The organism is Microcoleus vaginatus PCC 9802, from assembly GCA_022701275.1.
GTDB classification, from domain to species: Bacteria; Cyanobacteriota; Cyanobacteriia; order Cyanobacteriales; family Microcoleaceae; genus Microcoleus; species Microcoleus vaginatus_A.
In genome coordinates this window covers 19,098-45,634 of sequence record CP031740.1, presented here as the reverse complement: position 1 = coordinate 45,634, position 26,537 = coordinate 19,098, and the positions used below count along the sequence as shown (strand labels likewise).

The 26,537-nt window shown below is 48.1% G+C and carries 17 protein-coding genes and 1 pseudogene; 9 read left to right on the top strand and 9 right to left on the bottom strand.

What is annotated here, in order from left to right; all coding sequences use genetic code 11:
- Positions 1 to 14 precede the first annotated feature (14 nt).
- On the bottom strand, positions 15 to 3,380 hold the full coding sequence (locus tag D0A34_00110; protein ID UNU17473.1) for an EAL domain-containing protein: 3,366 nt from the start codon (positions 3,378 to 3,380) through the stop codon (positions 15 to 17).
- Positions 3,381 to 3,909: 529 nt separating this feature from the next.
- Between D0A34_00110 and D0A34_00105 the strand changes: the two genes are divergently transcribed.
- Positions 3,910 to 4,350 carry a pentapeptide repeat-containing protein gene (locus tag D0A34_00105; protein ID UNU17472.1) on the top strand — a complete coding sequence of 147 codons (441 nt, stop codon included), beginning with the start codon at positions 3,910 to 3,912 and terminating at the stop codon, positions 4,348 to 4,350.
- 151 nt (positions 4,351 to 4,501) lie between these two features.
- Here the strand turns inward: D0A34_00105 and crtH are convergent, their stop codons facing one another.
- Complete coding sequence (gene crtH / locus D0A34_00100) at positions 4,502 to 6,046, bottom strand: carotene isomerase (GenBank protein ID UNU17471.1); 1,545 nt, start codon at positions 6,044 to 6,046, stop codon at positions 4,502 to 4,504.
- 702 nt (positions 6,047 to 6,748) lie between these two features.
- Here crtH and D0A34_00095 point away from each other — a divergent pair.
- The 3 genes from D0A34_00095 (at position 6,749) to D0A34_00085 (ending at position 8,445) form a co-directional block, all read left to right on the top strand.
- Complete coding sequence (locus D0A34_00095) at positions 6,749 to 7,399, top strand: uracil phosphoribosyltransferase (protein UNU17470.1); 651 nt, start codon at positions 6,749 to 6,751, stop codon at positions 7,397 to 7,399.
- A 225-nt stretch (positions 7,400 to 7,624) separates the two neighbouring features.
- On the top strand, positions 7,625 to 8,092 hold the full coding sequence (locus tag D0A34_00090) for a UPF0016 domain-containing protein (GenBank protein ID UNU17469.1): 468 nt from the start codon (positions 7,625 to 7,627) through the stop codon (positions 8,090 to 8,092).
- A gap of 59 nt (positions 8,093 to 8,151) precedes the next feature.
- Positions 8,152 to 8,445 (top strand): UPF0016 domain-containing protein, encoded by a 294-nt coding sequence (locus D0A34_00085; GenBank protein ID UNU17468.1) that lies wholly within the window; start codon positions 8,152 to 8,154, stop codon positions 8,443 to 8,445.
- Between the two features lie 431 nt (positions 8,446 to 8,876).
- Here the strand turns inward: D0A34_00085 and D0A34_00080 are convergent, their stop codons facing one another.
- A complete protein-coding gene (locus D0A34_00080; protein UNU17467.1) occupies positions 8,877 to 9,383 on the bottom strand; it encodes a DUF4149 domain-containing protein in 507 nt (168 codons plus the stop codon).
- A gap of 322 nt (positions 9,384 to 9,705) precedes the next feature.
- Here D0A34_00080 and D0A34_00075 point away from each other — a divergent pair, with 322 nt between their 5' ends.
- Positions 9,706 to 10,968 carry an MFS transporter gene (locus tag D0A34_00075; GenBank protein ID UNU17466.1) on the top strand — a complete coding sequence of 421 codons (1,263 nt, stop codon included), beginning with the start codon at positions 9,706 to 9,708 and terminating at the stop codon, positions 10,966 to 10,968.
- 50 nt (positions 10,969 to 11,018) lie between these two features.
- Here D0A34_00075 and D0A34_00070 read toward each other — a convergent pair whose 3' ends face one another.
- Positions 11,019 to 11,669: a bifunctional phosphoribosyl-AMP cyclohydrolase/phosphoribosyl-ATP diphosphatase HisIE gene (locus D0A34_00070; protein ID UNU17465.1), complete on the bottom strand. Its 651-nt coding sequence runs from the start codon at positions 11,667 to 11,669 to the stop codon at positions 11,019 to 11,021.
- A 326-nt stretch (positions 11,670 to 11,995) separates the two neighbouring features.
- Here D0A34_00070 and hemL point away from each other — a divergent pair, with 326 nt between their 5' ends.
- Entirely contained in the window at positions 11,996 to 13,294 is a 1,299-nt protein-coding gene (hemL, locus tag D0A34_00065) for a glutamate-1-semialdehyde-2,1-aminomutase (GenBank protein ID UNU17464.1), read from the top strand.
- Positions 13,295 to 13,531: 237 nt separating this feature from the next.
- On the opposite strand, the gene D0A34_00060 is transcribed toward hemL, so the two are convergent.
- Positions 13,532 to 13,933: a biopolymer transporter ExbD gene (locus D0A34_00060; GenBank protein UNU17463.1), complete on the bottom strand. Its 402-nt coding sequence runs from the start codon at positions 13,931 to 13,933 to the stop codon at positions 13,532 to 13,534.
- Complete coding sequence (locus D0A34_00055) at positions 13,917 to 14,576, bottom strand: MotA/TolQ/ExbB proton channel family protein (protein ID UNU17462.1); 660 nt, start codon at positions 14,574 to 14,576, stop codon at positions 13,917 to 13,919. Before D0A34_00055 ends, D0A34_00060 begins: the two co-directional genes overlap by 17 nt.
- A gap of 769 nt (positions 14,577 to 15,345) precedes the next feature.
- On the opposite strand from D0A34_00055, the gene D0A34_00050 reads away from it, so the two are divergent.
- The 3 genes from D0A34_00050 to D0A34_00040 all read left to right on the top strand — a co-directional run bounded on the left by D0A34_00050 (position 15,346) and on the right by D0A34_00040 (position 20,540).
- A complete protein-coding gene (locus D0A34_00050; GenBank protein UNU17461.1) occupies positions 15,346 to 16,908 on the top strand; it encodes a TonB family protein in 1,563 nt (520 codons plus the stop codon).
- 102 nt (positions 16,909 to 17,010) lie between these two features.
- Positions 17,011 to 18,084 (top strand): hypothetical protein, encoded by a 1,074-nt coding sequence (locus D0A34_00045; protein ID UNU22106.1) that lies wholly within the window; start codon positions 17,011 to 17,013, stop codon positions 18,082 to 18,084.
- 416 nt (positions 18,085 to 18,500) lie between these two features.
- Positions 18,501 to 20,540, top strand: a complete 2,040-nt coding sequence (locus D0A34_00040; GenBank protein ID UNU17460.1) for an acylase — start codon at positions 18,501 to 18,503, stop codon at positions 20,538 to 20,540.
- 88 nt (positions 20,541 to 20,628) lie between these two features.
- Here D0A34_00040 and D0A34_00035 read toward each other — a convergent pair whose 3' ends face one another.
- The 3 genes and pseudogenes from D0A34_00035 to D0A34_00025 form a co-directional block, all read right to left on the bottom strand.
- Positions 20,629 to 21,891, bottom strand: a complete 1,263-nt coding sequence (locus D0A34_00035) for an MFS transporter (protein UNU17459.1) — start codon at positions 21,889 to 21,891, stop codon at positions 20,629 to 20,631.
- Between the two features lie 90 nt (positions 21,892 to 21,981).
- Positions 21,982 to 23,163 carry a PepSY domain-containing protein gene (locus tag D0A34_00030; protein UNU17458.1) on the bottom strand — a complete coding sequence of 394 codons (1,182 nt, stop codon included), beginning with the start codon at positions 23,161 to 23,163 and terminating at the stop codon, positions 21,982 to 21,984.
- A 264-nt stretch (positions 23,164 to 23,427) separates the two neighbouring features.
- Positions 23,428 to 26,260 (bottom strand): annotated as a pseudogene (locus tag D0A34_00025) (TonB-dependent receptor).
- Positions 26,261 to 26,537 lie beyond the last annotated feature (277 nt).

Here is a 26,537-nt window from a genome sequence, read left to right as displayed (position 1 = left end):
CCACACTTCCTTCTTCAACAAGCCAGCTTAGCCTCAAAAGCCAAAGAATTAACAGGAAACTCCCCCAAAACTTCTTCTAAAATAGGAGATGTGAAGTTACAAGGCTGAGGTTTTCCCAAATGATAGCCTTGAGCGTAATCTACCCCTAGTTCATTGATTTTATCCATAATTGTTTGATTTTCCACATACTCGGCAATAGTTTTAATGCCCATGACGTGAGCGATTTTGGTAATAGCTTCCACCATTGCGATATCAATAGGATTATCGACAATATGCTTAATAAAATTGCCGTCTATTTTGAGATAATCAACCGGCAAGCTTTTCAGGTAAGCAAAGGAAGACATCCCGCTGCCGAAGTCGTCCAAGGCAAACTGGCAGCCTAGTTCCTTGAGTTGCCAAATCAAGCTGGCTGCCTTACTGAGATTACCGATCGCCACGGTTTCTGTAATTTCAAAACAAATTATTTGCGGCGGTATTTGATGGATGGAAAACTGCTCCTGAATAAACTCGATAAACTTTTCTTCGTTGAGGCTGTCCCCAGAAAGGTTGATCGAATAAAGGCTGGGATATTTGCCAAATGAGGATTGCGGATTAGACAAAATAGAGCAAGCAGGGAAGGTAACTATTTTATCGCTGTCTACCCCGGGGTTTTGGACTAATAAATTTGCCGTGAAAATTTTAGATAAATTGCTAAATAAAGTGCGAATTACCCAGCGGTCGATCGCGTGCATCAAGTTGTAGCGTTCGGCCGCTGGAATAAACGCCATCGGCGACACCAACTCACCAGTTTCAAGCTGGAGGCGCAGGAGGATTTCGCGGTGGGTTCCGGTAGTTGGTGAGTTGAGCAAAGGTACGATCGGCTGAGAATACAAGCAAAAGCGATTCTCTTCTAAAGCTTGATGAATTTGCACCACCCACTCGGTTTCGCCGTGCTGTTTGATTAATTCTTGATCGCCGGCTTGATAAACCTGCACCCGGTTGCGACCTTTATTTTTAGCAGCGTAGCAGGCCATATCGGCCGCGCTCAAAATCGCAGATGTCGAGGCTGTTTTGGGATTGATTGCTACCAAACCGATACTGACGCCGATCGAAAAAGTTTTATCCTGCCACGCAAAGCGGAATCGCTGAATGCTTCGCAGCAGCGATTCTGCAACATTCAATCCTCGTTCGACGGGACAATTGTACAGGAGTACGGCAAATTCATCGCCACCCAGACGCGCCAAAATATCGGTTTTGTGGATATTGCTTTTAAATAGCTGGCTGACTTGGCGCAGTAGTTCGTCCCCTGCAGCATGACCGCAGGTGTCGTTAACTATTTTGAAGCGATCGAGATCCAGGTAAAGCATCACGTGTTCTTGCCCGTAACCTTGAGCGCCGTGTAAGGCGTGCTCTAGCTGGTACTCAAATTCCCGGCGGTTGACTAATTGCGTCAGGGGGTCATGAGTTGCCTGCCAGGTGAGTTGCCGCGCTTGAGTTCGCACTTGCGTAACATCTCGGAACACAACGACGGCCCCGACAATTTCGCCGTTGCTAGCGTGGATGGGGGCGACGCAGTGGTCGATCGCAAATTCGGTGTTGTTGCGGTCAATCAGCAAGCTGTTGTGTCCTTGGTCAACAATCCGACCTTCGCCCAAAGCGATTTCGGCGATATTTTCGATCGGCCACCTGGTAGTTTCGTCAACTATTCTCAGCACGCGGGCGAGGGGCAAACCTTTAGCTTCCAATGTAGACCAACCCGTGAGTGTTTCGGCAACTGGATTAAGGGTGGAAATGCAGCCGTCGGCGTCAGTAGTGATTACGGCATCGCCGATCGATTGTAGAGTAACCTGAGCGAGTTCTTTTTCTTCAAAAAATGCTTGTTCCATGCGCTTGCGATCGGTAATATCTCGCTGCACCGACACCCAGTGGGTAACGTTCCCGGAGGTGTCGGCAATGGGTACGCTGTTGAGTTCCACCCAATATGTTGAACCGTCTTTGCGGTAGTTAATCAATTCTACGCGTAGGGGTTCTCGGCGAGAGAAACTACGGCGAATTTTAGCGACTTGGGTTGGGTCGCTTTCTGGGCCACGCAAGCAACTGGGGGTTTTCCCGATGATTTCTTCGGGTAGGTAGCCCGTCATTTGGGTAAAAGCTTCGTTGGCATAGATGATGGTGGGGTCGGAGATATCGCTGTCTCCGGCATCCATAATCACGATTGCGTCGTTAGCGTTCACTACAGCAGATTCTAAAAGGTGGAGCCTGGCCTCGGCCCGCACGCGGGTAGCAATTTCCCTTTCTAGTCTGGCGTTAGTCAAGCTCAGGGATGCGATCGCTTTTTGCAATTCCCTAGTCCTTTGTGCCACTGAATCGTGCAGAACATCGATCGCCCCGGACATTTCCATCGGGTCAAGTACGCGAAGTATGTTGGTTTGAGTAACTATTCCCAGGAGTTCTCCCTCTTCCCCCGTTACTACTAACCTGCGGACTAAACGCTGGTGCATTTCCTGATGAGCTACCCACAGCGAGTCTTCTTGCTTGAGGCTAAATAAGGGGGTACTCATCACAGTTTGGGCGATCGTTTGCGACAAATCTATATCTAAAGCTTGAAATTCGACAATATCCCGTTCTGTGACTATACCTACTGGAATGGGGAACGGTAAATTCATCGATAATTCTGTTGATTCGGTAATTACTACGCAGCTAACGCGGTGCTGGGCCATCAACTCGGCTAAACTCCTAACTGACGCGGAGCGAGGTGCTTGAATGACTTGTGCTGTCATTACTTCTTTCACGCGGCGCATTTGTAAGATATTTGCCGGTTTCAGCATGGCTTGGCGAATGCTTTCCGGGGTAATTACTCCTAAGAGTTGACCTTCACTATCCAATATTGGTAAATGCTTAATTCTTCGTTGCCCCAGCAGAATTAGGGCGCTGAAAATGTCTTGAGTCTCGGATTTTGTGAGAGTTGCAGCAGGCTGCCTCATTACTTCTGCGATGGTGATACCTTTTAAGTTTTTGCCCGAGGCAATCAAATCGACAAGATCCCTTTCGGTGAAGATTCCTTGCAATTGAGAATGTGGAGCAGAGTGCGAGGATAATTTTTCTAGGGATTCTTCCACGACAAAGACGCAGATACCTGTCGCGTCTCTAAATGCACTTGAGGTGGGGGGATTTGCGATTTCTGTTAGTGGCTGATAGATATCGGTTGGTGGAATGTCTGCGTTTAGAGAGCAAGTTCCGCGCCGTTGGCCCATCAGGGTAATTACTTCTGCTAGTGGGGTATCGGGCGCAACTGTCAAGGGGTAGCGGTCAATTACTTGAGCTAAGGTTGGCAGATACTTGGATGAATCGTTTTTGAGCATATTTAATTGAGTTTTGCGATCGCGTGGACTCTGCGACATTCCAAAAAAGTGCTGATTTCCAAGCACTAGGTGGATTTTTACTGCGCTGCTGAGACCTAATTAAACTTATTGTTAAAAATGCAGCCGAAGTTGGGCTGGGGATCAGACCAGTGACTGCTTTGCCTCTACCTATAAAGTTATAAGCTGATCTTTATTTTAAATTAAATTTTCTATCTCGTGACACTTTTATTGAAAACCAGGTATTTTTTGTGAACTTTTTGCGATAAGATCGCCGCTAAAATCATCCATAGCATTGCGAATTATCTCCATCTTCAGAAAGACACATCTGTTGCCTATTTCAGCTAACCTAGAAAAGGTTACTACAAAAAGGCACTGTATTCAGTTCGGCAGTGTTAAGTTTTGCGAAATTATGTTTTGCGAGCTTGTCGAGACCATCTATGCGTGGTTGAGGGCAATCGATATCACAGCCCATCTGTGAATTAGATCGCAACTTGCGAAAACAACCGTGGTAAGATTGTAGATATCAACACAAGAAGTTACATACAGAGTCTGGTGAGGAAAAGGGATTATGAAACGCAATCTATTAGCCGCTACTTTTTTAATTACTCCCCTACTGTTGGCCGGTCCGGCTCGCGCTGAAAATCCCGCTCACGTCAAACAGTTATTGTCAACCGGGCAATGTTTTAAGTGCGACTTGTCAGGAGCAGATTTAACGGGAGCTCATTTAATTGGTGCTGATTTAAGAGAAGCAAATTTACGAGGAGCAAACCTATCTAGTGCCAACCTCGAAGGTGCTGACTTGACGGGTGCTAACTTGACGAGTGCTAACTTGACCCAAGTTTTCCTGACTAATGCCAGTTTAAATGACGCAGACCTCGATCGGGCAGATCTGACCGCAGCCATCATTAACACCGCTGACGTATCCGGCGCATCAATGAAAGATATGACGATCACAGATGCGAAAATCTACAATACCCAAATCGGCGTCGGCGGCAGCTACGACCAGTAAACTCATTAAAAGAATGGAAAACACCAATTTTGAGGTTAAAACCCGGTTTCTCTCCAGAAACCGGGTTTTTAGTCTTTTTGTAGGCTGCCCCAGAGCCTCACATTTTATGTCGTATTTCAAGCGGACAATCTGAGGCACCCTACTACTACCGCTAAAAACCCAAATCAACCGCAATTCGGTGCGCGCAAGCAAACCCAGAAAATGCCACCGCATTTAAACCCTGTCCGGGAAACGTACTGTCACCCACACAATATAAACCAGGCATAGAAGTTCGATTAAACGGCATTCCCAGCAAACCCATTAGCTTCTGTCGCGGAATCGGCCCGTAAGTTCCGTCTTCGCGTCCCAAAAAGCGACGGTGAGAACGCGCTGTCCCAACTTCCATATAATCCAAACCGGCATCTAAACCGGGAAAAATCTTTTCTAATCTTTCAATAATTCTCCCTCCCGCCTCTTCCTTTTTCTCCTCATATTCCTGCTGTGAAAGTCCTTCCCACTCTTCCATCCAACTCGAAGTAAAAGCGTGAACTATGTGATATCCTGCGGGAGCTAAATCCGGGTCGAGCACGGTCGGGATTGACACCAAAACTGTTCCTTCCGGCGCTTCCATTTTGTCCCAATCTTCTAACAAAATGTGGTGGCAGGCACTACCCGCAGGGATTACGCTTGCTTCCACTCCCAAATGCAAACTCAAGAAACTGGGGGCTTTTTGATAGCGCTGCTGCCATTTCTTCTCGCTAGCGGGCATCTCTTCTGCAGGCAGCAACTTCTCGAAAGTATCCCATCGCGTGGCGTTAGAAACTATCCGCTTTGCCCGGTAAACTTCGCCGGTTGCTAGCTCGACTCCCACAGCGCGACCCTTTTGTGTAATAATTTTTTTCGCCTTAGCTTTGTATTGAATTTTCCCGCCGCATTTTTCTAATCCTTCGACTAATTTCTGGGCGATTTGACCGACTCCGCCTTTGGGATAATTTATGCCACCGTAATGTCTGTCGGAAAATACCATTCCGGCATTAATCATCGGCGTCAAGTCTGCAGGTACTACAGACCAGTAGTAGCATTCCATGTCGATAAATTTCAGCAAAGTAGGGTCTTTTATGTAGCGCCGCGCAATGTCGCCAGTATTTTGAGGCAGATATTTTACTAACCCCAAACAGGCTAAAGGATTCTGAAAAAAGACTCGGACTAGATATCCGGGTTCTTCTAGGGATAGCAATTCCATCCCGTTGAGGCAGTTAAAGACGTTCCAGCATTCGCCGTAAAATTTGTGGATTCCTTCGCGTTCGTGAGGGAACCTGTCTGTTAATTCTTGCAAGTATTTATCATAAGCCTGGGGAACTTCAAGTTCCAAGCCGCTGGGTAAGTGATAGTGAAGCTGTACGGGGTCGGGAATCGTTTCTAAAGTGACGTTGACTGCTTTCAGGGCGCGGGTGAGGAGGTTGGTGGTACCACGCTGTCCGAAGCCAAAAATCATGGAGGCGCCGACATCGAATCTGTAGCCTTCTCGATCGAAATATCCAGCGCTACCCCCGGGAATTGTATAGCTTTCGAGCACTAAAACTTTGGCTTTCTTAGTGGCTAGCTGGGTGGCTGTCACGAGTCCGCCAATGCCGGAACCGATGACAATTACATCAAACTCTTGCTGTATAGGGCGGGAGTTGGGAGAAAATAACTGGGATTGGGTAGGAGCTGACATTGGGTTAAAAATCTTAATATTTCTATGATTTTACAGTCGATCGCCCTCCCTGAACTGTTGCCTCTGCTATTTTCCCTTTGCATATCTAGCCTTCTGCCTTTTTCCCTCTTCCCTCTTCACCCTTGACTTCTTCCGACTTGCATCGGACTTCTTCCTTCTTCTTTCCTCAAAAAAAATGCGGGAACAGTCTACCATTGCCGACTGCCCCCGTCTGCCGATCCTTTGAGAGGAGAACACTAAAAATCACTATAGCCTTGTTGCTAATTAATGTCAATACTATTGGAAAAATATTTCAATAAGCTGATGGAGGTCGATCGGCGAATGGGCTCTAACTCACATCTGGCAAAATTCTCAAGAACAGGCTTTCGGGCCTGTTCCACAAAGAGTGAGTTTTCTTGTGGGGAGTAGGGGTTGGGCAGGAGAGCCGGCCCGTGAAAGGCTTATTAACAATGGTGCAAGATGTCAGTTCTAACCGAGGGCTGGTGCTTGTTGCAATAGCCCGGTAGTGCGGCGGAGGTTTGAGCCTGTGACGGTAATCTTGAAAATAGTGCAAGATGTCGATTCTCAATCTCTGGCTTGTATGCGTCCTCAAGGATGTGATAAGTTGCACAGAGCGATCGATCGCCCGTTGGGGAAGCCCTCGAAGAGGATCGACCGCACCGCATAAAATTTCTCAAACCTAGCACTCTCCCCAATTTTCTAATGTCCCTGCAACTGCGCGTTTACGTTCCCCCGCATCCATTAATTAAACACTGGCTGGCTGTTGCCCGCGACGCGGCCACCCCCTCGGTACTTTTTCGTTCTGCGATGACAGAATTGGGAAGGTGGCTGGCTTACGAGGCGATTCGAGAATGGCTGCCGACAGTGGAAACGACGGTGCAGACCCCTGTGGGCGAATGTCCGGCGACTTTTATCAACCCGGAAGCTCCGTTAGTTGTGGTACCGATTTTGCGGGCGGGTTTGGCACTGCTCGAAGGAATTCAGACGGTTGTACCGCTGGCTTCGGTTTACCACCTCGGCATGGCAAGAAATGAGGAGACGCTGCAACCGACTTGTTATTTGAACAAATTGCCGGCGCAGTTTAACCCGGAAACGCGGGTGATAATTAGCGAGCCGATGCTGGCGACTGGCGGCACGATTATAGCGACAATGCAGGAATTGACGAAGCGGGGAATTGACCCGAGCTTGATTCGGATTATCTCTGTGGTGGCTGCTCCTCCGGCTTTGAAGAGGCTGAGTGCAGAGTACCCGAGTTTGATGATTTACACGGCAACGATCGACGAAATAGTCAACGAACAGGGCTTTATTGTACCTGGTTTGGGAGATGCGGGCGATCGAACTTACGGCACATGAACCAGTCAGTCAGTCAATTTTAGATTTTAGATTTTAGATTTTAGATTGACTCGACAGATAAATCGGGGGGCTTGTATCCGTTTTTGGGTGCGGTGAGTGGTTCCAGGAATCAGTTGCTGAAAGCTCGGGGGAAAAAGATGACCCTGGTTTGGTAAAAGCAGGCACCGAGAGAGTTAGAATCAAAAGTACAAGTCAAAAATAAATAGCTTTTAGCACTCATTGCCCGTGAAACTTGATTCTGTTCCGCCAAGCTTGTCTGCTTCTGACTCAGTAAACCTCAATTATGATTTGCCACAACAGGTACAACTACAAATAAAAGAGGTTACTGATATTTGTGCTGCTTTAACCCCGGAGCCCGCTGAACTCTCAGGGACTGTAAATCCCGATATTTGTCAGGAACAAAAGAAACTGAAGTCGAAGCACTGGGCAGTTTTTGCTTCGACTTTTGCAACTATTTTTTTAGCTGAAATAGGAGACAAAACTCAGCTTGCGATTTTGCTAATGACGGCTGAATCTCGAAATCCTTGGATCGTTTTTGCGGGTGCGGGTTCGGCTTTGATAGCAACCAGTTTGCTGGGGGTGTTGCTGGGAAGGTGGCTGGCTAGTCGGATTGCTCCGAGAACTTTGGAGAGAGCAGCCGGAGTGATTTTGCTGGCAATTTCGGCGATTCTGCTGTGGGAAGTGCTGGGTTAATTGTCTGCCTGTCGGTAAGTCGTAGATTTCTACAATAGCTAACTAAGAACTAAAAAAATATGGACTGGCAACTTTTGGGAATCAGTTTTATTACAGTGTTTTTGTCAGAATTGGGAGACAAAAGTCAATTAGCTGTGATCGCCTTGGGCAGTAGTTGTAACTCGCCGCGGGCTGTATTTTTCGGCACCGCGTCGGCGCTGCTGCTGGCGAGTTTAATCGGTGTGGCGATCGGCTTCAGCACTGCAGAGGTGTTGCCGGAACGACTGGTAAAGGGACTCGCAGCGATCGGATTTGCGGTAATGGGCTTGCGCTTACTGTGGCCAAAAGCAGATTTACCGGAAGCATCCGAGTAGGGCGGGGCGTCGGTCGATTTTAGATTTTAGATTTACTCCACAGATGAATGTAGGAAGTTGAACAAGAGTCTAAAATTTTGAGTTCTCCACAACAGGAGTCGTTCGCAAGTATCCGTTTTTGGGAGGGTCAGGAAACTCGAAAATATAGTTATATCAAATCTGTTAGCATCGGAGATTATTCATGTCTCTATTCTCTTCATCTGCGTGAATTAGAGTCAATCCATTGTCATCTGCGGTTAGTTAATACATTCTCTTGTTTTAACCGCAGATGAGGGCAGATAAACACAGATTAACGCCGATGAATACAGAATGGCTGCAATTCAAGCCTCGTTTTCGATCGCTAAAATTTAAAAAATTAGCGGGGGGCGTGAATTCACGCCCCCCGCTGCAGGTTGAGTTTTTCTCAACTCAACCTCTGAGCATTGTATCGATTAAACTTGGTTTTGGTAGCACCAGCCCAGCAGGGTACCGGCGACAGCCAACTTCAGCGCTTCCAATGCAAAATAGCCTTGGTGCAGTAGATTCATCCCGGCGGGCACTTCTGCTGCGGAATCGAACAGATTTAGCTGGATTCCTAGGGCGCTCATTTGGGGTGTCAGGGCGTAGGTGTCAATCAGGGCGATCGCCAGAAGTACCAATGATAATAAAATTGCTGTGCGGCTGCGCTTGGCGAAGTCACCGACTAAATTGCTCAAAACCATCAAACCCGTTGCCACCAGGCCCGAACAGATTAACTCAACCCGGTTGAATCCCCAGAACATTAAATTTCCGGCTGTTGTAAACTCGGGAGATGTCATCATGCCAGATACGTAGAGACTGGGCATAATGACTAGATCCAAAATCAGGCTAACGCTGAGCCAGAAAATTAGAGCCACCATGACAATTGCTTGCCAGCGCGGTTTGATTGATTCCACTCTTGATGTTGTAATAGCTGTCATATAATTAGACCCTCTAAAATTTTCTTCTGCCTTTTCTAGAGTTTAACTAACTTTTTTCTCAAATTCTGTTAAGTATTTTTAAATTAATGGTAACTTTTGTGTAACATACCCTGAAGAATTGTTAAGCTCACTTATGTTTGTCATCACCTCCGCTAACTAATACTAATTCGGAAAAAGTACCGAATAAATTAATAATTACTCACAGGACTTATGCACTGCGACCAAAGATATCTGTTTTTGACCCTGATTAAACACAGGAACGTATTTTTTTCATAAAAAACCAGGTTTCTGCGTCCAGAAATAACTCCTAATTTAACTGTATATGCCTAAATTTCAATTATCCTCTTGGTTGCCCCGTCTCCCCCCTCAAGTCTGGATTCTTGCTGCCGGCAGATTCCTCTCCCAAAGTGGCACCGGTTTTACTTTATTTTACGCGCCGATATTTTTTGTCGATCGCGTGGGTTTATCTGCTACTGCTGTTGGGATTGGTTTGGGTAGTGGTTCAGTTTCGGGAATATTCGGCAGAATTTTGGGCGGTTCTTTTTGCGATTCAAAATTTTGGGGAAGGCGGCGAACTTTATTGCTGGCGGCAGTTATTTGTGCTGTGGCTTCTTTTGTACTGGCGGCCACTAATGATTTCGTTGGCTTAATTGCGGGCAATTTACTGATGGGTTTTGGGGTGGGTTTGTATTGGCCTCCAACCGAGACGATGGTGGCGGATTTAACGGAGGGTGAACAACGACAGGAGGCTTTTGCTTTGACGCGGCTTGCTGATAATTTGGGTTTGCAAGTTGGGATTATTTTGGGCGGTTTGTTGATTGAGTTAACGGGGAATTATCGATCGCTCTTTATTATTGATGGTATCTCGTTTTTAGTGCTGTTTGCGGTGGTGGCGATCGCGATCGCCGAAACTTACAAACCAGCTAATCCAACGGATAGAGGCGACAAAAATCGGAAAAATGGCTGGATGGTGGCACTGAGCGATCCAAGTCTTCTAGTTTATGCTTTAGTAAATACTCTGTTCACATTATATATTTCCCAAATCCAAACCACAATGCCACTGTACTTTAACAAGTTTGTGGCGGTGGGGACGCGAACAGGTTTTTCTACTGGTACAATTACTGTTTTGTTTGCTTTTAGCACGTTTTTAACTGTGGCTTTGCAACTGCCGGTTGTTAAAGCTTTGAGGCGGTTTTCCCACTCGAAAGCTTTGATGATTTCGGCGCTGCTGTGGGGAATGGGATTTATCGCGATCGGCTTGACGGGAATGGCTGCAACTGGCAATCTATTTTTAGCTGTTTTAGGCTTGAGCTTTTTGTCGGTTGCGACTGTTGCTTATACGCCTTTTGCTTCGGCTTTGGTGGTGGATTTAGCCCCAGAGTCTTTACGGGGAGTGTATTTGGCGGTTAATTCTCAGTGTTGGGCGATAGGCTATTTAATCGGGCCGCCGCTGGGCGGTTTGGCTTTGGATAGAGGTAAATGGGCGGCAGATAATTTTTGGTTGGGTTTGGCTTTGAGTGTCGGCGCGGCTATTTTTATTTTGCAAAAGCTCGATCGAATGTTGTTAAAAAAACCGCTGTTATAGCCTCCCACTTATCGATGCCCAATTACCACTTACCCATTCCCAATTACCGATTATTTTCGTCGATCGCCCAATTTGCGGTAAACTTCTCTCAAATCAACTTGATGGTGAGCCAAAGCAACCAAAGCATGATAAAATAAATCCGCAACTTCCCCAGCAATCCCGTCTTTGTCGTCATCTTTGCAAGCCATCACAACTTCCGCCGACTCTTCGCCAATTTTCTTGAGAATCTTGTTGTCACCGCCCTCGAACAACTTGCAAGTATAAGAACTTTCGTTAGGATGATCACGGCGATCGCAAATTACCGCAAATAATTGAGATAACATATCCCCTGGCGGCGGTGAAATTTCCCCATCAACTTGGTGAAAACAACTTCTTTCTCCTGTGTGACAAGCAATATCTCCGATTTGTTCGACAGTCACCAGCAAAGCATCGCTATCGCAGTCGTAGCGCAGCCCTTTGACATTTTGAATGTGTCCCGAAGTCGCGCCTTTTGGCCACAATTCGCAACGAGAACGACTCCAGAACCAAGTTTGCCCGGTAGAGAGCGTTTTTTGCAGCGACTCCCGATTCATCCAGGCCATCATTAACACCGTACCGTCCAAATAATCTTGGACGATCGCAGGCACTAAACCGCGATCGTCGTAACGAATCTTTTCAATTGGGATCGATCTGCTCAAACTCGATAAATCAGTAGTAGACATAATTTTATTTCAACTTGGTAAGATAGATTAACGCTTTCCTGTCGGAGATTTTTTTTAATTAACCGCAGAGAACGCAGAGGACGCAAAGGAAGAGAGAAGATTGAGCAAGGGAGGGGTAAATTGTCAAGAACTCTTTTACAAAAAATTACACTTTAGGGCGATCGATGCGGGTGCTACAAAGCCTAAAAAACCCAAGCTAGTATTGCTACTCATTGGTTTGTACCCTAAAATCTACTAGAATAGTTTCCTTGAATCGACCTAACCTTTATGTTGAACCGGTTATAAAATTATTCTACCAACAACAGACGTTCACTAAGGAGAAAACATTGGTTTCCACAACCTTGAAAACGACCAAATCCGAAGAAATTTTCGCCGCTGCCCAGAAGTTGATGCCAGGTGGCGTCAGTTCGCCCGTGCGCGCCTTCAAATCCGTAGGCGGACAGCCCATCGTCTTTGACAGGGTAAAAGGAGCCTACATTTGGGATGTTGACGACAACCAATACATTGACTATGTAGGCACTTGGGGCCCAGCCATCTGCGGCCACGCCCACCCGGAAGTCATCAAAGCCCTGCACGAATCTTTAGAAAAAGGTACAAGTTTTGGCGCGCCATCGCTGTTGGAAAACGTACTCGCCGAAATGGTCATCGATGCCGTTCCCAGCATTGAAATGGTGCGATTTGTCAACTCTGGCACCGAAGCCTGTATGGCCGTTTTGCGGCTGATGCGAGCTTTCACCGGACGCGATAAACTGATTAAATTTGAAGGCTGCTATCACGGACACGCCGATATGTTCTTGGTAAAAGCCGGTTCCGGCGTTGCAACTCTGGGCCTTCCCGACTCTCCGGGCGTCCCGAAATCCACTACTGCCAATACCCTCAACGCTCCCTACAATGACTTAGAAGCAGTCAAAGCTTTATTTGCCGAAAATCCCGGCGAGATAGCAGGCGTAATTCTCGAACCAGTGGTGGGGAATGCCGGTTTTATTACCCCGGATGCAGGTTTTCTCGAAGGTTTGCGGGAAATTACTAAAGATAACGGTGCTTTGTTAGTTTTTGATGAAGTAATGACGGGTTTCCGCATCGCCTACGGCGGAGCTCAGGAAAGATTCGGTGTCACCCCGGATTTGACTACTTTGGGTAAAGTTATCGGTGGCGGTTTGCCGGTGGGAGCTTACGGGGGAAGGCGGGATATTATGGGGATGGTGGCTCCTGCTGGCCCGATGTATCAAGCGGGTACGCTTTCGGGAAATCCTTTGGCGATGACTGCTGGGATTAAGACTTTGGAATTGCTGCAAAAACCCGGCACTTACGAACAGTTGGATAAGATTACTAAAAAACTGTCTGACGGATTGCTAAAAATTGCTAAGGAAGCCGGACACGCGGTTTGGGGCGGGCAAATTAGCGGGATGTTTGGCTTGTTTTTTGCGGCTGGCCCGGTTCACAATTACGAGGATGCGAAGAAGTCGGATTTGACGAAGTTCAGCCGCTTTCACCGGGGAATGTTGGAGCACGGAATTTATCTTGCTCCTTCGCAGTTTGAGGCGGGATTTACTTCTTTGGCTCATACTGACGAAGATATCGATCGAACTTTGGCTGCAGCGCGTGAAGTGATGGCAAGTATTTAACGTGTTTAGTAAGGATGTTCGTCCTTAAAACTCAGGAATAAATAATTAAAGTCCTTGCTGTTTGTTGGCAGTAAGGACTTTAATTTTTAACTGCTTTATCAAATAAAGTCCTGAATCGTAGAGACTATTCAGGACTACCTTTTAATCAGGCTTACAGGCTTTTTTTAGTAAATTTTCACGGGGTAATTCCTGTTTAATGATGTGAGCGAATTACAAATTAGTAATTATAGGAACTCTCTACTTTGCCGTAGCAATCCCTAACTTAGCTCCCTTAATTCGGCGTAATCGATCCATAACTTCCACAACATTTCCGTGATTGACGCTTTTATCCGCATTCAGCACAATTAATGAGTTCGGATTTGACCCCATTACCTGTCGCACTGTACTCTCAATCTGCTCTAAGTTGACTGACTTTTTATCAACCATTAATTTTCCCTGAGCATCAATGGTGACGGTAATTTTAGCAGGCGAGTCCTGAACTTGAGAGGTTGATGCTTTCGGTAAATTTACGGGTAGACCCTCGGATTTGGATAAAGACAAAGAGGAAACAATGAAAAACGTCAATATGGCGAAGGTTACATCAATCAGTGGCACGATGTTGATCTGGGGAATACTATCAGGTTCATCGGGTAGGCGCATAGTTAGATTCTCTTGGTAGTTTTTCGTAGTGGTGACGGTACAATAGCTCTAGCTGGCCTCCGGCTTCCTGCATAAAAGCAATCTGCTGTAAGTAAAACCCACGAAACATATTAGCAAATACGAGCGTAAAGATTGCCACCACTAACCCCATTGCCGTAGAAACGAGGGCTTCGCTAATCCCCCCGGTAACGCCCGCGGCATTGGTGCCTGCAGCATCTCCCAGTTTGAGGGAGTCAAAGGTGGTAATTAAGCCCAAAACTGTTCCGAGCAACCCAAATAGCGGGGAGAGGGTGATAATGGTGTCAAATATTGTATTGAATCGCTTCAAAACGGGGATTTCTGCCTGAGCTGCACTCTCTAAGACCAAACGAAATTCTTCGATGTTGGGCGAGTCTAATTCTAATGCTTCCAAAAAAATTCTGGCTAACGGCAAATCAGCGTTTACTTGTAACTTTTTGATGGCGGAATCCGGGTTTTGACTGTAAAGTCTTAGCACTTCCCGCACGACCCGCCGCTGTCGCTGATTCACTTTAAACCAAAAGACAAGACGCTCTAAAATCAGTGCGACTGCTGCGATTGACGAGGCAAGCAGCGGCCAAGAAACAATGCCCCCAGCGCGAAAAATGTAAATGAAATTATCCATTAGTTTGTATTCTCGTTAGCTGTGTTGAGTGAGCGCAAGCTGCCTAATGGTGCAATTAGCCCGATCGAAGGCTGGTAGAGTTTCTGCGTCAAGTCGGCACAAGTGATTCAGGCTGCGAATTGTTTCACTCAAGTGCGATCGCGATCGCGATCGCACAAACGCACTACCTGTATGTGACTATCTTCGTCTGTACCCAAAATGCTCCTAATGTGATCACGACCGAGATCGCGACAGATTGTTCTGCCAGTGCTTCTTTGCTAAATATTTGCGTTAGGACTTGACAATAATCTTCAATAATTTTAAAGATTCTCAACTAGGTTTCCACAAAGTTCAGGGTTTGTCAAGTCATGATCCACCTTTTTAAATAAATATTACCTATCAACTGGAAAAGTAAAATTAACTTTACTTATTAAAGTATTTTTATGAAAAGCTTGAGAATGTGGAAATTTGTTGGTATATTACGGGCTAGAGTATTGCAGTTAAGGCATTTTTGAACCTTGCCCTACCAGAATCAGAACATTGACAGAGCCCATAAGAGCAAGGTAGACGCCCCCAAAGGAAATGCTGATTGGTAGCGTCTAGTCACTATCTCAAAATTAAATAATGAAAATTAATTGCAAGAGTCTTGAACAGGGTGACAGTCTTCTTATAGGATGGGTAGGTTCATAATTGATAGCAAGCTCAACAGGCTGTTGGTAGCTTGTTTCGGGTTATGTGGGGGAGCCAGCGAGGACGTTGCCAACCCATCCATCAAGGAGATTGATAAGGCATGAGTTTTTCAAATATTTCGGCGACGCAAAGAGAACAACAAGAAGAAGCTCTCAAAAAAGTTCTGGCGATCAGTCTATTAGCCTCAAGCTTACTGCACGGTGTCGCGCTGCCGTTGAGCCTCAACTTGGTCGAACCTGCTGAATTTGCAGAGGAACCCATTGAAGTTGTTGTGCTTGATGAACCCAAAGTAGAGGAAACCCAGCCAGAGCCGACTATTCCAGAAAAGGTATCTCCCCCACCTGAGACGTTCAAACCAGAACCGCCAGCAGAGCCAAGTCCCCCAGAGGAGTCACCCGTAGCCGCAACGCCCCCGCCGATTCCAGAGGAGCCACCCGTAGCGGTAACGCCCCCGCCGATTCCAGAGGAGCCACCCGTAGCGGTAACGCCACCGCCGATTCCAGAGGAGCCACCCGTAGCGGTAACGCCACCGCCGATTCCAGAGGAGCCACCCGTAGCGGTAACGCCACCACCAATTCCAGAGAAGCCACCCGTAGCGGTAACGCCACCACCAATTCCAGAGAAGCCACCCGTAGCGGTAGCGCCACCACCAATTCCAGAGAAGCCTTCTCCCCCACCTCAACAGGATTTTAATTCCCGAGAAACTCCTAAAGCCCCGATCGCCAACGAACCCGAAACTCCCTCGCCCGATCCTCCAAAAAGCGAACCACCCGTTACCGAACCCCGCCCCAAGCGTGGTGGGAGTCTCCCAGACCTTACCGATGCTGGAAATCCCAACTCCCCAGCCAGCCCTGAAAATAATAACCCGCCTGCTTCGGCGGGTAGCGGGGAGCCTTCCTCAGAACCATTAAATCCTTCTTCCGGGCCCATACAGCGATCGCCCGGGGCCGGGTCGCCTGTCACACCTACTAGGCCAGGAGGCGGTGGCAATTCTGGAAATGCGATCGGAGGTTTAGGAAACCTTGCCTCTGGTGGCCCCGGAGGCGGAAGCCCTGGAGGTGGAAGCCCTGGAGGAAGTGCCTCGAACTCACCATCTGGCGCCAGCGAAAATGGCGACCTACCTTCCTCAGAGCCATTTGGGGATGGTTCGGGGCGATTGGGAAGATCGGCGACGGCTGGCTTACCAGGTTCTGGAGGCGGAGGCCCTGGAGGCGGAGGCTCTGGAAGCGGAGGCTCTGGAAGCGGAGGCTCTGGAAGCGGAGGCCCTGGAGGCGGAGGTTCTGGAGGCGGAGGTTCTGGAGGCGGAGGTCGTGGAGGCGGAGGCTCTGGAAGCGGTTCGGGGTCAGGGCAAAAACCGACAAATCCAGGAAGAGGGGGGAGCCCTTCGCGCGCTCCCGGCACGCCTGGAGGCACTTGCATTAGTGGCTGCGGTAAACCTAACTATCCGAGCGCAGCCAGAGAAGAAGGGCGCCAAGGCCAAGTGGAACTCATTTGTGACATTGACCCCAACGGTAAGACAGTCAACATCAAGATCTTGACTCCTAGCAAATACAACGACTTGAATCGCGCAGCGATGAAAACAGTAGAAGAAAGGAAATATGCCCCATCAGAGAGTGGCATTCAAGGAGAAAGAATAACCATTACCTTCCTGCTCACTGACTAGGGATTTTTTTGAGACTCTAGCAATTTGGCTGGAAATTCTATAGCACCGTCCAAGGAATAGCAAAGTTAAAAGTTGAATTTTTTGTGAATTATGAATTTGGGAATGTCGTCACCAATATTAAGTAAACTTCAGCGAGTTGGACTCGCTCTATTACTTGGTTCCAACTTGGGAATTGCTTTGTTGTTTGCCAACCCTCACAGCGCAATGGCAGGAGTAATTACTTTACCCGATGGCGGACGTTGCGAGGGAGAATTGAGCGAGGGAAAACTCAGCGGCCCCGGCATCTGTCAATATGCCAACGGCGATCGCTACGAAGGCCAATTTCTCAACGGCAAACCTCACGGTCAAGGCATCTATACTTTTAAAGAAGAAGGTCGATACCAAGGAGAATTTGCCGATGGTGAATTCAACGGTCAAGGTGTCCGCGAATTTGCTAACGGCAACCGCTACGAAGGCACTTTTAAAAACGGTGAGTTCGATGGTACAGGAACTTTTACCTCAACTAACGGCATTCGTTACGAAGGCTCTTTTACCAATGGTTCTCCCAGCGGTCGCGGGGCTTTTACGTTCAGTAATGGCACTCGTTGCGAAGGAGATATTAAAGAAGGAAAAGTTAACGGCAAAGGCGTCTGTCAATATGCTAATAAGAACCGCTACGAAGGAGAGTTGCTGAATAATCTACCTCACGGGCAGGGAATTTATACCTTTGCTGAAGGAGGTCGTTATGAGGGGCAATTTAGTGAAGGGCAGTTTCACGGTAAAGGGGTTCGCGAATATCAGAACGGCAACCGCTATGAAGGAGAGTTTGTGAAGGGCAACCTTCAAGGTCAGGGGTTGTTTACTTTTAAAGAAGGGGGACGTTATCAAGGGCCGTTTGACAATGGAGAATTTAGTGGTGAAGGTGTCCGTGAGTTCGCCAATGGAAATAGCTATAAAGGCACTTTTGTCAAGGGTAAGATGAGCGGGAAAGGAGTTTTTATTTTTGCTAATGGCGATCGCTGCGAAGGCGAATTTAGGGATGGTCAGTTCAACGGCAAAGGTACCTGTATTTACGCCAATGGCGATCGCTATCAAGGTGAATTCCTCAACGGCCAGAAACACGGGCAAGGTTCTTATCTATATGCAGATGGAACGAAAGTAGAGGGAACTTGGCAACAGGGGCAGCTTAAAAAATAACCTTATAACCTATCTCGCCCTACTTGTTTACCCCTCCTCCTCACCAATGGCATTAATGCGCTTTAGGGCCGACACACGGGCGTTTCATAGCGCTTTTCAAGTTGGTGAGCGTAGCGGAGGGCTTTTAATTTCACATCCGATTTACACAGGGTGTTTTTTCGGATTTTCTGGATGTCTCGAAGAGGTGTTATTTTTTTAACAGCAGATGGACGCCGATAGACGTAGATAGGTTACGTTTTTGGCCATCGGATTTGTATAATTTTCTCCCTTGTTCTCCATAAAAGGGATTTAAATCCTCGGCGTTTTGTTCGTGCAGCTTGTTGAAAATGCTGTTATGTCTCAGTTTAACCCTAGCCAATTAATTTCCAGTGTTTCTACAACTAAAAAAACAAGGTCGCCGGATTGTCTCGTTATTGATGAGTTTTATTTTAGTTTTGCTTCTAAATAATGGGGTTCAATCCTCGCCTGAAATCGGCAATCAAATCCTTTGGGATACCTATGGAATTCCACATATTTATGGAGAGAATAGTAAAAGCCTTTTCTACGCTTTCGGCTGGGCGCAGATGCAAAGTCACGGTAATCTGATTTTGCGTCTTTACGGCCAAGCTCGCGGGCAAGCTGCCGAATTTTGGGGCGAAGATTATCTGGAATCCGATCGCTGGGTGCAAACGATGGGAATTCCTAATCGCGCCAATGCGTGGTATGAATCACAAAATCCCATTTTTCGCAACTATCTCGATGCTTTTGTTGGCGGAATGAATGCCTATGCAAAAGAACACCCAGAGGCGCTCACCCAAGAATTAAAGGTAGCATTGCCCCTCAAACCTCCAGATGTATTGGCACACGCGCAACGCGTCATCAATTTTACTTTTGTAGTCGATCCAGAGCGCCTTGAAGATATCGCTGAAAATGATACCCCCAAAGGCTCTAATGGTTGGGCGATCGCTCCTTCGCGCTCTGAAAGCGGCAATGCCATGCTATTGGCAAATCCTCACCTTCCTTGGTCGGATTTATATTTATGGTACGAAGCGCAACTGATTGCCCCAGAAATTAACGCTTACGGAGCGACTCTCGTCGGATTTCCTGTATTAACGATCGCCTTTAATGACAACTTGGGATGGACTCATACTGTCAACACTCACGATGGCTGGGATGCCTATGAATTGCCCCTCGCTAACGATGGCTATCGCTTCGATGGCGAAGTCCGAAAATTTGACAGAGAAGAGAAGGTTTTAAAAGTCAAAGAAAAGAATGGAAATTTGCGATCGGAATCTCTAGTCGTGCGGCGTTCTGTTCACGGACCGATTGTCACAGAAAAACAGGGCAAAGCGATCGCCCTGCGCGTTGTCGGACTGGATAAACCAGCAGCCCTTCAGCAGTGGTGGGATATGGCACGCTCAAAGAATTTTTCTGAATTTGAAACCGCTTTAAAGCGCTTGGAAATTCCTCTGTTTACCGTCATGTATGCCGATCGTGAGGGGCATATCATGCACTTGTTTAACGGTCAAGTCCCCATACGCAAAAAAGGAGATTTTAAATACTGGTCAGGCACGATCGCAGGCAATACGTCAGAGACTTTGTGGAGCAAAAATCATCCCTATGCGGATTTGCCGCGCGTTGTCGATCCGCCCAGCGGTTGGTTGCAAAATACTAACGATCCGCCTTGGACAACGACGTTTCCCAGCGCGATCGCACCGGATAATTATCCCGCCTACATGGCACCGCGCGGCCCGATGGACTTGCGATCGCAGCGATCGGCAAAAATGCTATTAGAAGATGAAAAAATCTCTTTCGATGAATTGATGCAATACAAACATTCCACTCAGGTAGAACTCGCCGATCGCCTCCTCGATGATTTAATTCCCGCCGCACGGCAAGGCAGTGAAAAAGCGCGCCGCGCTGCGGAAGTTCTCGCCACTTGGGATCGCAAAGTCGATGCTGACAGTCGCGGTGCGGTGCTGTTTGCCTTTTGGAAAAAAGCGATGGATGCCGATCGGTTATTCGCTAAACCTTGGAGCGAAGATGCGCCGCTAACGACGCCAGACGGGTTGGCAAATCCTGCGGAGGCGGTGCGGGTGCTGGAAGCGACAGCAACCAAAGTTGAGGTAACTTATGGCGCGTTAGATGTCGCATGGGGGGAAGTCTTCCGATTGCCTGGGGTGGCGAATCTGCCTGCAAATGGAGCTGACGGTGCTTTGGGTGTATTTCGCTCAGTATGGTTCGCTCCTGGGAAGGACGATCGCTTTCAAGCGGTGGCGGGCGATTCTTTTGTGGCCGCGATTGAGTTCTCGAATCCGGTCAAAGCGATGGCGCTAAACAGTTACGGCAACGCCACTCAACCTGGTTCGCCCCACGCCGGCGATCAGTTGCAGCTATTTGCTCGCAAGGAATTGCGCCCTGTATGGCGATCGCGATCGGAAATTGAAGCTCACCTGAGTTCGCGCCAAAAACTATAGCAGAAGGAAGAAGGAAGAAGGAAGAAGGAAGAAGGAAGAAGGAAGGAGGAAGAAGGAAGAAGTTAAAAGACTTTTTTCCGTGTCCCCTTTACGCATCGCGTAGCAGTCGGCAAGCATACCCACCGACTGCAACGAGGAATAAGCCCAGGGCGGAGATAGCGTATAACAAAGCCATGCCAGCACCGGCACCTGTCCCCAGAATTCCGCCAAAAATAGCTGCTAAAAAACCTCCCGGTTGCATGGCGGGTTCAAAGACGCGATCGGCAAGTGGCCCTGCGATCAATAAACCGATCGCGGACGCCAATTGCACGATGACTGCTCTGGTAGCAAAAACGCGGCCCTGTACCTCTGGTGCGACTTTCGCCAGCCAGATTGCCTCGTTGGAACTGCCGAGGATGGGGAAATTGAAAGACGAACAAAATTGAGCGGGAATCCAGATGGAAAGCGCCTGACCGAAAGCAAAGACTATTTTACTCAAGCCCGCGCCTGCCATGCCGAGCAGAAAGCCCCGGATTCGGCGTTTGGGGCCGCCCCAAATACTGACGATTGATGCTCCTAAAACGCCGCCTGCGCCGGCGGCTGAAAGAATAGTACCGAGGATTCTGGCATTATTGCCGGTGCGTGCCAGAATCATCGGTGAGTAGAGGGCGGCGCCGATGTCGTGAGCGAACCAGAATAGCGAAACCGACACCAGCAAGGCAAGTAGGCTGGGACGCTGGACGATGTAGCGGAATCCGAAGCTGAGTTCTTGCAATAGGTGGGGGCGAGTCGGCTGGGGATTGGAGGCGATCGCGGGCTGGGGTATTTTGACAGATACTAGGGTGGCGATCGCGATTGTAAAAGTTGCCAGGTCGATCGTAAAAATCCCGCTCAACCCAATCACAGAATAGAGAATGCCCGCCAGCGTCGGAGCAATAATACTCGCGCCGTATTTTGCCAAAAAACTTAAACTGCTAGCGCGGCTGTAATGCTTTTCTGGCATCATTGTGGCGATCGCTGCGGAGTAAGCTAACTGCTGAAGTTGGTCAAAAATTCCGTTAATCGCAGCCGCTACATATATATGCCATATTTGCAGGTTTTGGCTGATATAAAGTAATAGGATAGTGAGCGTTAACAAAGCTGAAACCGCATCACCGCTCCCCATCAAAAATTTTCGATTCCAGCGATCGACGAGAATGCCAGCAACCGGAGCAAGCAAGATGCGCGGCAATTGAGTAAAAAACATCAACAAAGCCAAAGCCGTCACTTGACTGGTGGACTCCCAAATCCAAATAGTCAGCGCAAACGCGGACATAGCGCTGCCAATCATCGAAGCAGTTTGTCCGAGCCAGAGTTGAATAAATTTTTGCATTAAAGAAGCGATTGATAGGATTTAAAATTCAGAGAATCGGGGTTTTTAGGCAGGAGAATGACACCCGCATCCAACCGCACACCGCTCTCATTAAAACCAAGGCCATTGCTGGCTCAGTGGAGATAATTCTTCATATTGCTGTCTCGCCTCCTTGCGGTAAAATTTCGCCAAATGCCGCTGCCGCCACATTAGTACGCCCGTAACAAACAGTACAATCGCTGCTAATCCTGCGATCGCGTGTACAAGTCGCAAGTAAATTCCGCCATAGCTGCCAATATGTAGCGGATAAAGCGAGTTGAGAATTCGATTTGCTACAGAAGCTGAATTTACACTGTCAGCCTGCAATATTTTGCCACTATATTGGTCGAGATAAATGGTGCTAACCCCGTTTGGGTGAGGCTCATTGGGAAATTTTTTCCGTACTTTAAAAGTTGCTTCAGGCTTCAAAGGCAGAGAAATAAAAGTGGTTTTAGCTTCCGGCCAAACGGTATTAACTTGGTGTAAGATTTCGTCAAGGTTTTGCCTCGAACTGCTAGAGTCGGGATGAGAAGTCAAGGCGGGCTGTGGCTTTTGATTCGTTAGCAAATAAAGCGTCGATTGAACCGGCTCGTAAAAAATTATCGCTGTCCCTGTAGCGGAGATGAGTATGAGAAAAGCGACCGATACAATGCCCGAAACGTTATGTAAATCAAATACAGTCCGCTGCCAGTGAGCTTTCCAATTAATAGAAAATCCGCGAACCAAATTGCGCCAGCCCGTCCAAAGAACCAAGCCAGTGAAAGTTAGTCCTAGCATTACTAGACCGCAAATACCGACCACAAGATGACCGAATTCTCCTCCCGCTAATTCCGCGTGTAACGTAAAAATAAAACCTGTAAAAGTTTCTTTCCAAAGGCGCCCACCCGTAATTTTTCCACTGTAAGGATTGACATAAACGCTAACTATTTCCTCACTCTTTGACAGCATTGAAACTTGGCAAACATCCTCCGCTTCTCGTGGCAGCAAGATACTAAGAGCTTGATTTTGCGGATAAGCTTTTTCGACAATCTTCAGGACATTTTCCAGCGGTATCCGTTCGGCTTGAGGAATTACTTGCAGAAGTTGGGGATTGAAGAACCGCTCGATTTCGGGGCCGAAAATTAGCAAGCTGCCCGTTAAAGCAATTACTGCTAGAAATATTCCTACCACCAACCCCAAATACAAGTGCAGTTTGAATGCGAGTTTGCGGAACTTCATCTCTAAATTTTTCTCAAAGCCGTTAACTGTTGTCATTAAGGTAAAACCGATAGTCCGACAGGGAATGAATTCCCTGTCTCAAAGCTAAAGTCCTCGCTATGAGGACTGAGAAAAACACTTTTCAACTCCTTAGTCCTATGCAAGAGGACTTTAGCTATTAGACAGGGGTTTCAACCCCTGGCGGACTAGCGGGTGGGCGCGAGGACTAGCGGACTAACAGCTTAAATTGACACCAATGGGTTATTGGAGTGTCCCTACGGGGATATTGAATCTACCTCATAAACCTGCAATCTGCTGTAATTACCAGTTAAGGCGGTAATTAACACTGAGAGTTAGACCTCTCCCTGCATAATTAACGCTGTCCCGATCCAAATCCAGCGGAGTATTGCGAGATCACGGGAAAATATTGATTATTCAATAAATTCTCCACTTTGACTTCTAGCAGCCCAGAGCCAATTTTAACCGCGCTGATGTAATCCAGTGTGAGATAGCTGCTAATCGGGCCGCCATCCGAGCCGTCTTTGAATGCTCGATCGCGATTTCCAGAATATAATAACTGTAACCGATTGTTCCATCCCGGCAAAGTTTCGTTTTGAACATAAGCTGTTAGCTTGAGTGGTGGAATTCGGCTGCTATCGAGGGCGAGGTAACTGTTTTCGTCCTCATATTCGCCTTGAATATAAGTAGCAGTCCCGCCGAGCGACCATGCTTGTCCAGGTTGCCAATCCACAGTTCCTTCTAAGCCATAAATGCGTTCTGGGGAGCGCTGTAGTTCCAGGCGGCCTGTGTTGCCAACTGGTGTAAAACGGACTCCTAGATCGGAGGTATTGTAAAAAGCGGCAAGCGACATTTGCACGGATTGCCACCCTCCTCGAATGCCAATTTCGTAGCTGTTGACTTTTTGCGGTTGAGTTACTTCTAACGAAGATTCAATTCCGACAAAATCGTCGGGGGGTTGGCGGAGGATGCGGCCGAAATCTGGAACTGAGAAACCTTGAGAAAAGTTGCCAAATATGTTGAAGTTGTCAGTAATTTTATAGACAGCTCCTGTATTAAATAGGGTGGCGTTAAATTTGCGATCGCCTCCTTCGATCTGGCGCTCATTAAAAGTGGTATAATCATTGACGTTTAACCCGAGGCGTTCGTGACGTATCCCACCACTTAGAATGACGATATCGTCAATATTCCATTCCAATTGACCGAAAAAGCCAAGGCTGTTGAAAGTGTAAGGAGGAACGAAAGGACGCTCGGAGATTTTCCGGTAAACCCGGCCACCACTTGCGTCAAATCTCTCCGGGTCGTACAGGTCGAAACGCTGTCTGCTATCTTCAGTAACATAGTCAGATCCCCAAGTTAATCGAAGATTTTCGGCACGGGATAAAGGAGTGTTGATCGCAAGCCTTCCTCCTATTTGTTCGGTGTTGGTGCGCGAACGAGTAACACCGACAAACGGCCCAAAGAAATCGGACGTGCGGTAATCCGAAGGAACACCTACATTGGAATGCGTTCGATAGTAAATTTGACTTTGAAGGCTGCTGCCAAAAAGGTTTTGGTTGGTGTAACTTAAGTTGAGCTGTGTATTCCTATTTCCCGGTGTTTCCCCGGCGATATCCAAATTTCCGGTTCGGATGGCGCGGGCTTTTTGGCGTCCTTCCTGGTCGTCAACACTAAAGTCTGGAATTACATTGGGATCTTGAGTTTCCCGATAGTGATTGACAGTTAGTTGCAGCCGCTGTTCGGTGTCCAAATCTACCCCGACTTTGCCCATCACGTTGAAGAGGGTGCTGCTATCTCCGCCGAGTTCAAAAAAGGGAATGCGATCGCCTTTGGCATCGTAAAAAGCTCCACTTCTAGCGAGCGACACAGTGCCCGTCATATCGAAATTACCCGTTCGGCCAGACATCGTATGCTGAGCGTTAAAGCCTAAAGCATCTCTTGTGTTTGTTAAAGCGCTACTGACGCCCACTTCAGTAACAGCAGTTAGCCTTTCCTCAGTTGGCCGACGAGTAATAATATTAACCACGCCACCTGTAGCCTGAGCGCCGTAGATTGCGGTAGACCCCCGCACTACTTCAATGCGGTCGATCGCACTGGGATCGATGTTTCTAAAATCCCTGACAAAAGATTGAAGATTGGTCGTTTGCGGCACGCCGTCAATCAGAACGGAAACGTTGCGACCCCGCAAAGTTTGACCATAAGTACTCGTAGTTTGAGTCGGCGGCGCGAAACCGGGAACCTGATTTGCCAGAGCTTCCCCGACATTTCTCGATGGCCCTACCTGCTGCTGAATTTCTTCTGAGTCTATCACCGTTATAGAGCGCGGCACGTTCGTCACTCTTTGTGCGGTTCGTGTTGCAGTGACGACGATTTCAATCGGGTCTCTCCCCGCCTGTGGCGTTCCGGGTGGCTGTGTCGGTGATCCTGGTGGCTGTGCTGTAGGCGGTAAGGGTTCTCCGGGCGTTCCTGGCGGCTGCGCTGTAGGCGGCAAGGGTTCTCCGGGCGTTCCTGGCGGCTGTGCTGTAGGCGGCAAGGGTTCTCCGGGCGTTCCTGGTGGCTGCGCTGTAGGCGGTAAGGGTTCTCCGGGCGTTCCTGGCGGCTGGGCGGTCGGTGGCAAGGGTTCTGCGGGTATCTCTACCTGCTGCCCGGTCGGTGGCAAGGGTGCTGCGGGTGTCCCCGGCCGCTGTGTTGTAGGAGCCGGTGCAGCCGGGCGAGCAGTCATCTCCGAGGTGGGTTTTAAGCTGAGAATCAGACCCGCAGCGTTAGGAATCACCCGTGCCACTGGTTGACCCCTCTCGCCAATGACTCTGATTCGGATGCTGTTGTTATCTAAAGGAGTAACGGTGACAGAAGCAATTCCCGCAGCCGGTTTGTCTTGACGAAACTCATTTCCCCCCGGTAGTCGCAGTTGAGCGGTGATGGCATCAATTTGTAAAGTTTCGCCAAAGGTGGTGGTGAAGACTTGCAGGGGTCTTCCATCTTCAGTGTCTAGGATGATTTCAATACCTTCTGGCGTGGGGTTGAGGCGAACGCCCGTCACCTGCGCGATGTTGGAAGCGCACGCCGACTGAGCGACTAACGCCGACACGACTCCTGCCAGCCCAAGGCTACTTAAAAATTTCTGCGATCTGTTCATTAGTCTTGAATCAACAATTGATAGAACTTCGGATATGTGGTTTGCGTTGTTTGCACAACATGATTTGTGGCAGCGTTGCTGCTCTTGTGGGCAGGAGTGAAACTGACCTGCGGAAGATACGACCTAGTTGTCGGGCGCACTTCGATCCGATTCTCCCGTCGCTAGCAGCCTTTGTCTGGCAGGAAGCGCGTGAGGGCGAACGCCTCTGTCCGGTGGCGCTCTAGACGATCGCCCACGGTGGGCATTTTCCTCGGTTAAAGGAAGTAGTCGCTGGACG

Excerpts from the sequence above, each read along its gene's own strand:
- D0A34_00060 (UNU17463.1), bottom strand. The coding sequence starts at position 13,933 with ATGCGCCTACCCGATGAACCTGATAGTATTCCCCAGATCAACATCGTG.
- D0A34_00045 (UNU22106.1), top strand. The coding sequence starts at position 17,011 with ATGTCGTCACCAATATTAAGTAAACTTCAGCGAGTTGGACTCGCTCTA.
- D0A34_00080 (UNU17467.1), bottom strand. The coding sequence starts at position 9,383 with ATGACAGCTATTACAACATCAAGAGTGGAATCAATCAAACCGCGCTGG.
- D0A34_00035 (UNU17459.1), bottom strand. The coding sequence starts at position 21,891 with ATGCAAAAATTTATTCAACTCTGGCTCGGACAAACTGCTTCGATGATT.
- D0A34_00085 (UNU17468.1), top strand. The coding sequence starts at position 8,152 with ATGGACTGGCAACTTTTGGGAATCAGTTTTATTACAGTGTTTTTGTCA.
- crtH (UNU17471.1), bottom strand. The coding sequence starts at position 6,046 with ATGTCAGCTCCTACCCAATCCCAGTTATTTTCTCCCAACTCCCGCCCT.
- D0A34_00055 (UNU17462.1), bottom strand. The coding sequence starts at position 14,576 with ATGGATAATTTCATTTACATTTTTCGCGCTGGGGGCATTGTTTCTTGG.
- D0A34_00030 (UNU17458.1), bottom strand. The coding sequence starts at position 23,163 with ATGACAACAGTTAACGGCTTTGAGAAAAATTTAGAGATGAAGTTCCGC.
- D0A34_00110 (UNU17473.1), bottom strand. The coding sequence starts at position 3,380 with ATGTCGCAGAGTCCACGCGATCGCAAAACTCAATTAAATATGCTCAAA.
- D0A34_00105 (UNU17472.1), top strand. The coding sequence starts at position 3,910 with ATGAAACGCAATCTATTAGCCGCTACTTTTTTAATTACTCCCCTACTG.
- D0A34_00050 (UNU17461.1), top strand. The coding sequence starts at position 15,346 with ATGAGTTTTTCAAATATTTCGGCGACGCAAAGAGAACAACAAGAAGAA.
- D0A34_00095 (UNU17470.1), top strand. The coding sequence starts at position 6,749 with ATGTCCCTGCAACTGCGCGTTTACGTTCCCCCGCATCCATTAATTAAA.
- D0A34_00075 (UNU17466.1), top strand. The coding sequence starts at position 9,706 with ATGCCTAAATTTCAATTATCCTCTTGGTTGCCCCGTCTCCCCCCTCAA.
- D0A34_00040 (UNU17460.1), top strand. The coding sequence starts at position 18,501 with ATGAGTTTTATTTTAGTTTTGCTTCTAAATAATGGGGTTCAATCCTCG.
- D0A34_00070 (UNU17465.1), bottom strand. The coding sequence starts at position 11,669 with ATGTCTACTACTGATTTATCGAGTTTGAGCAGATCGATCCCAATTGAA.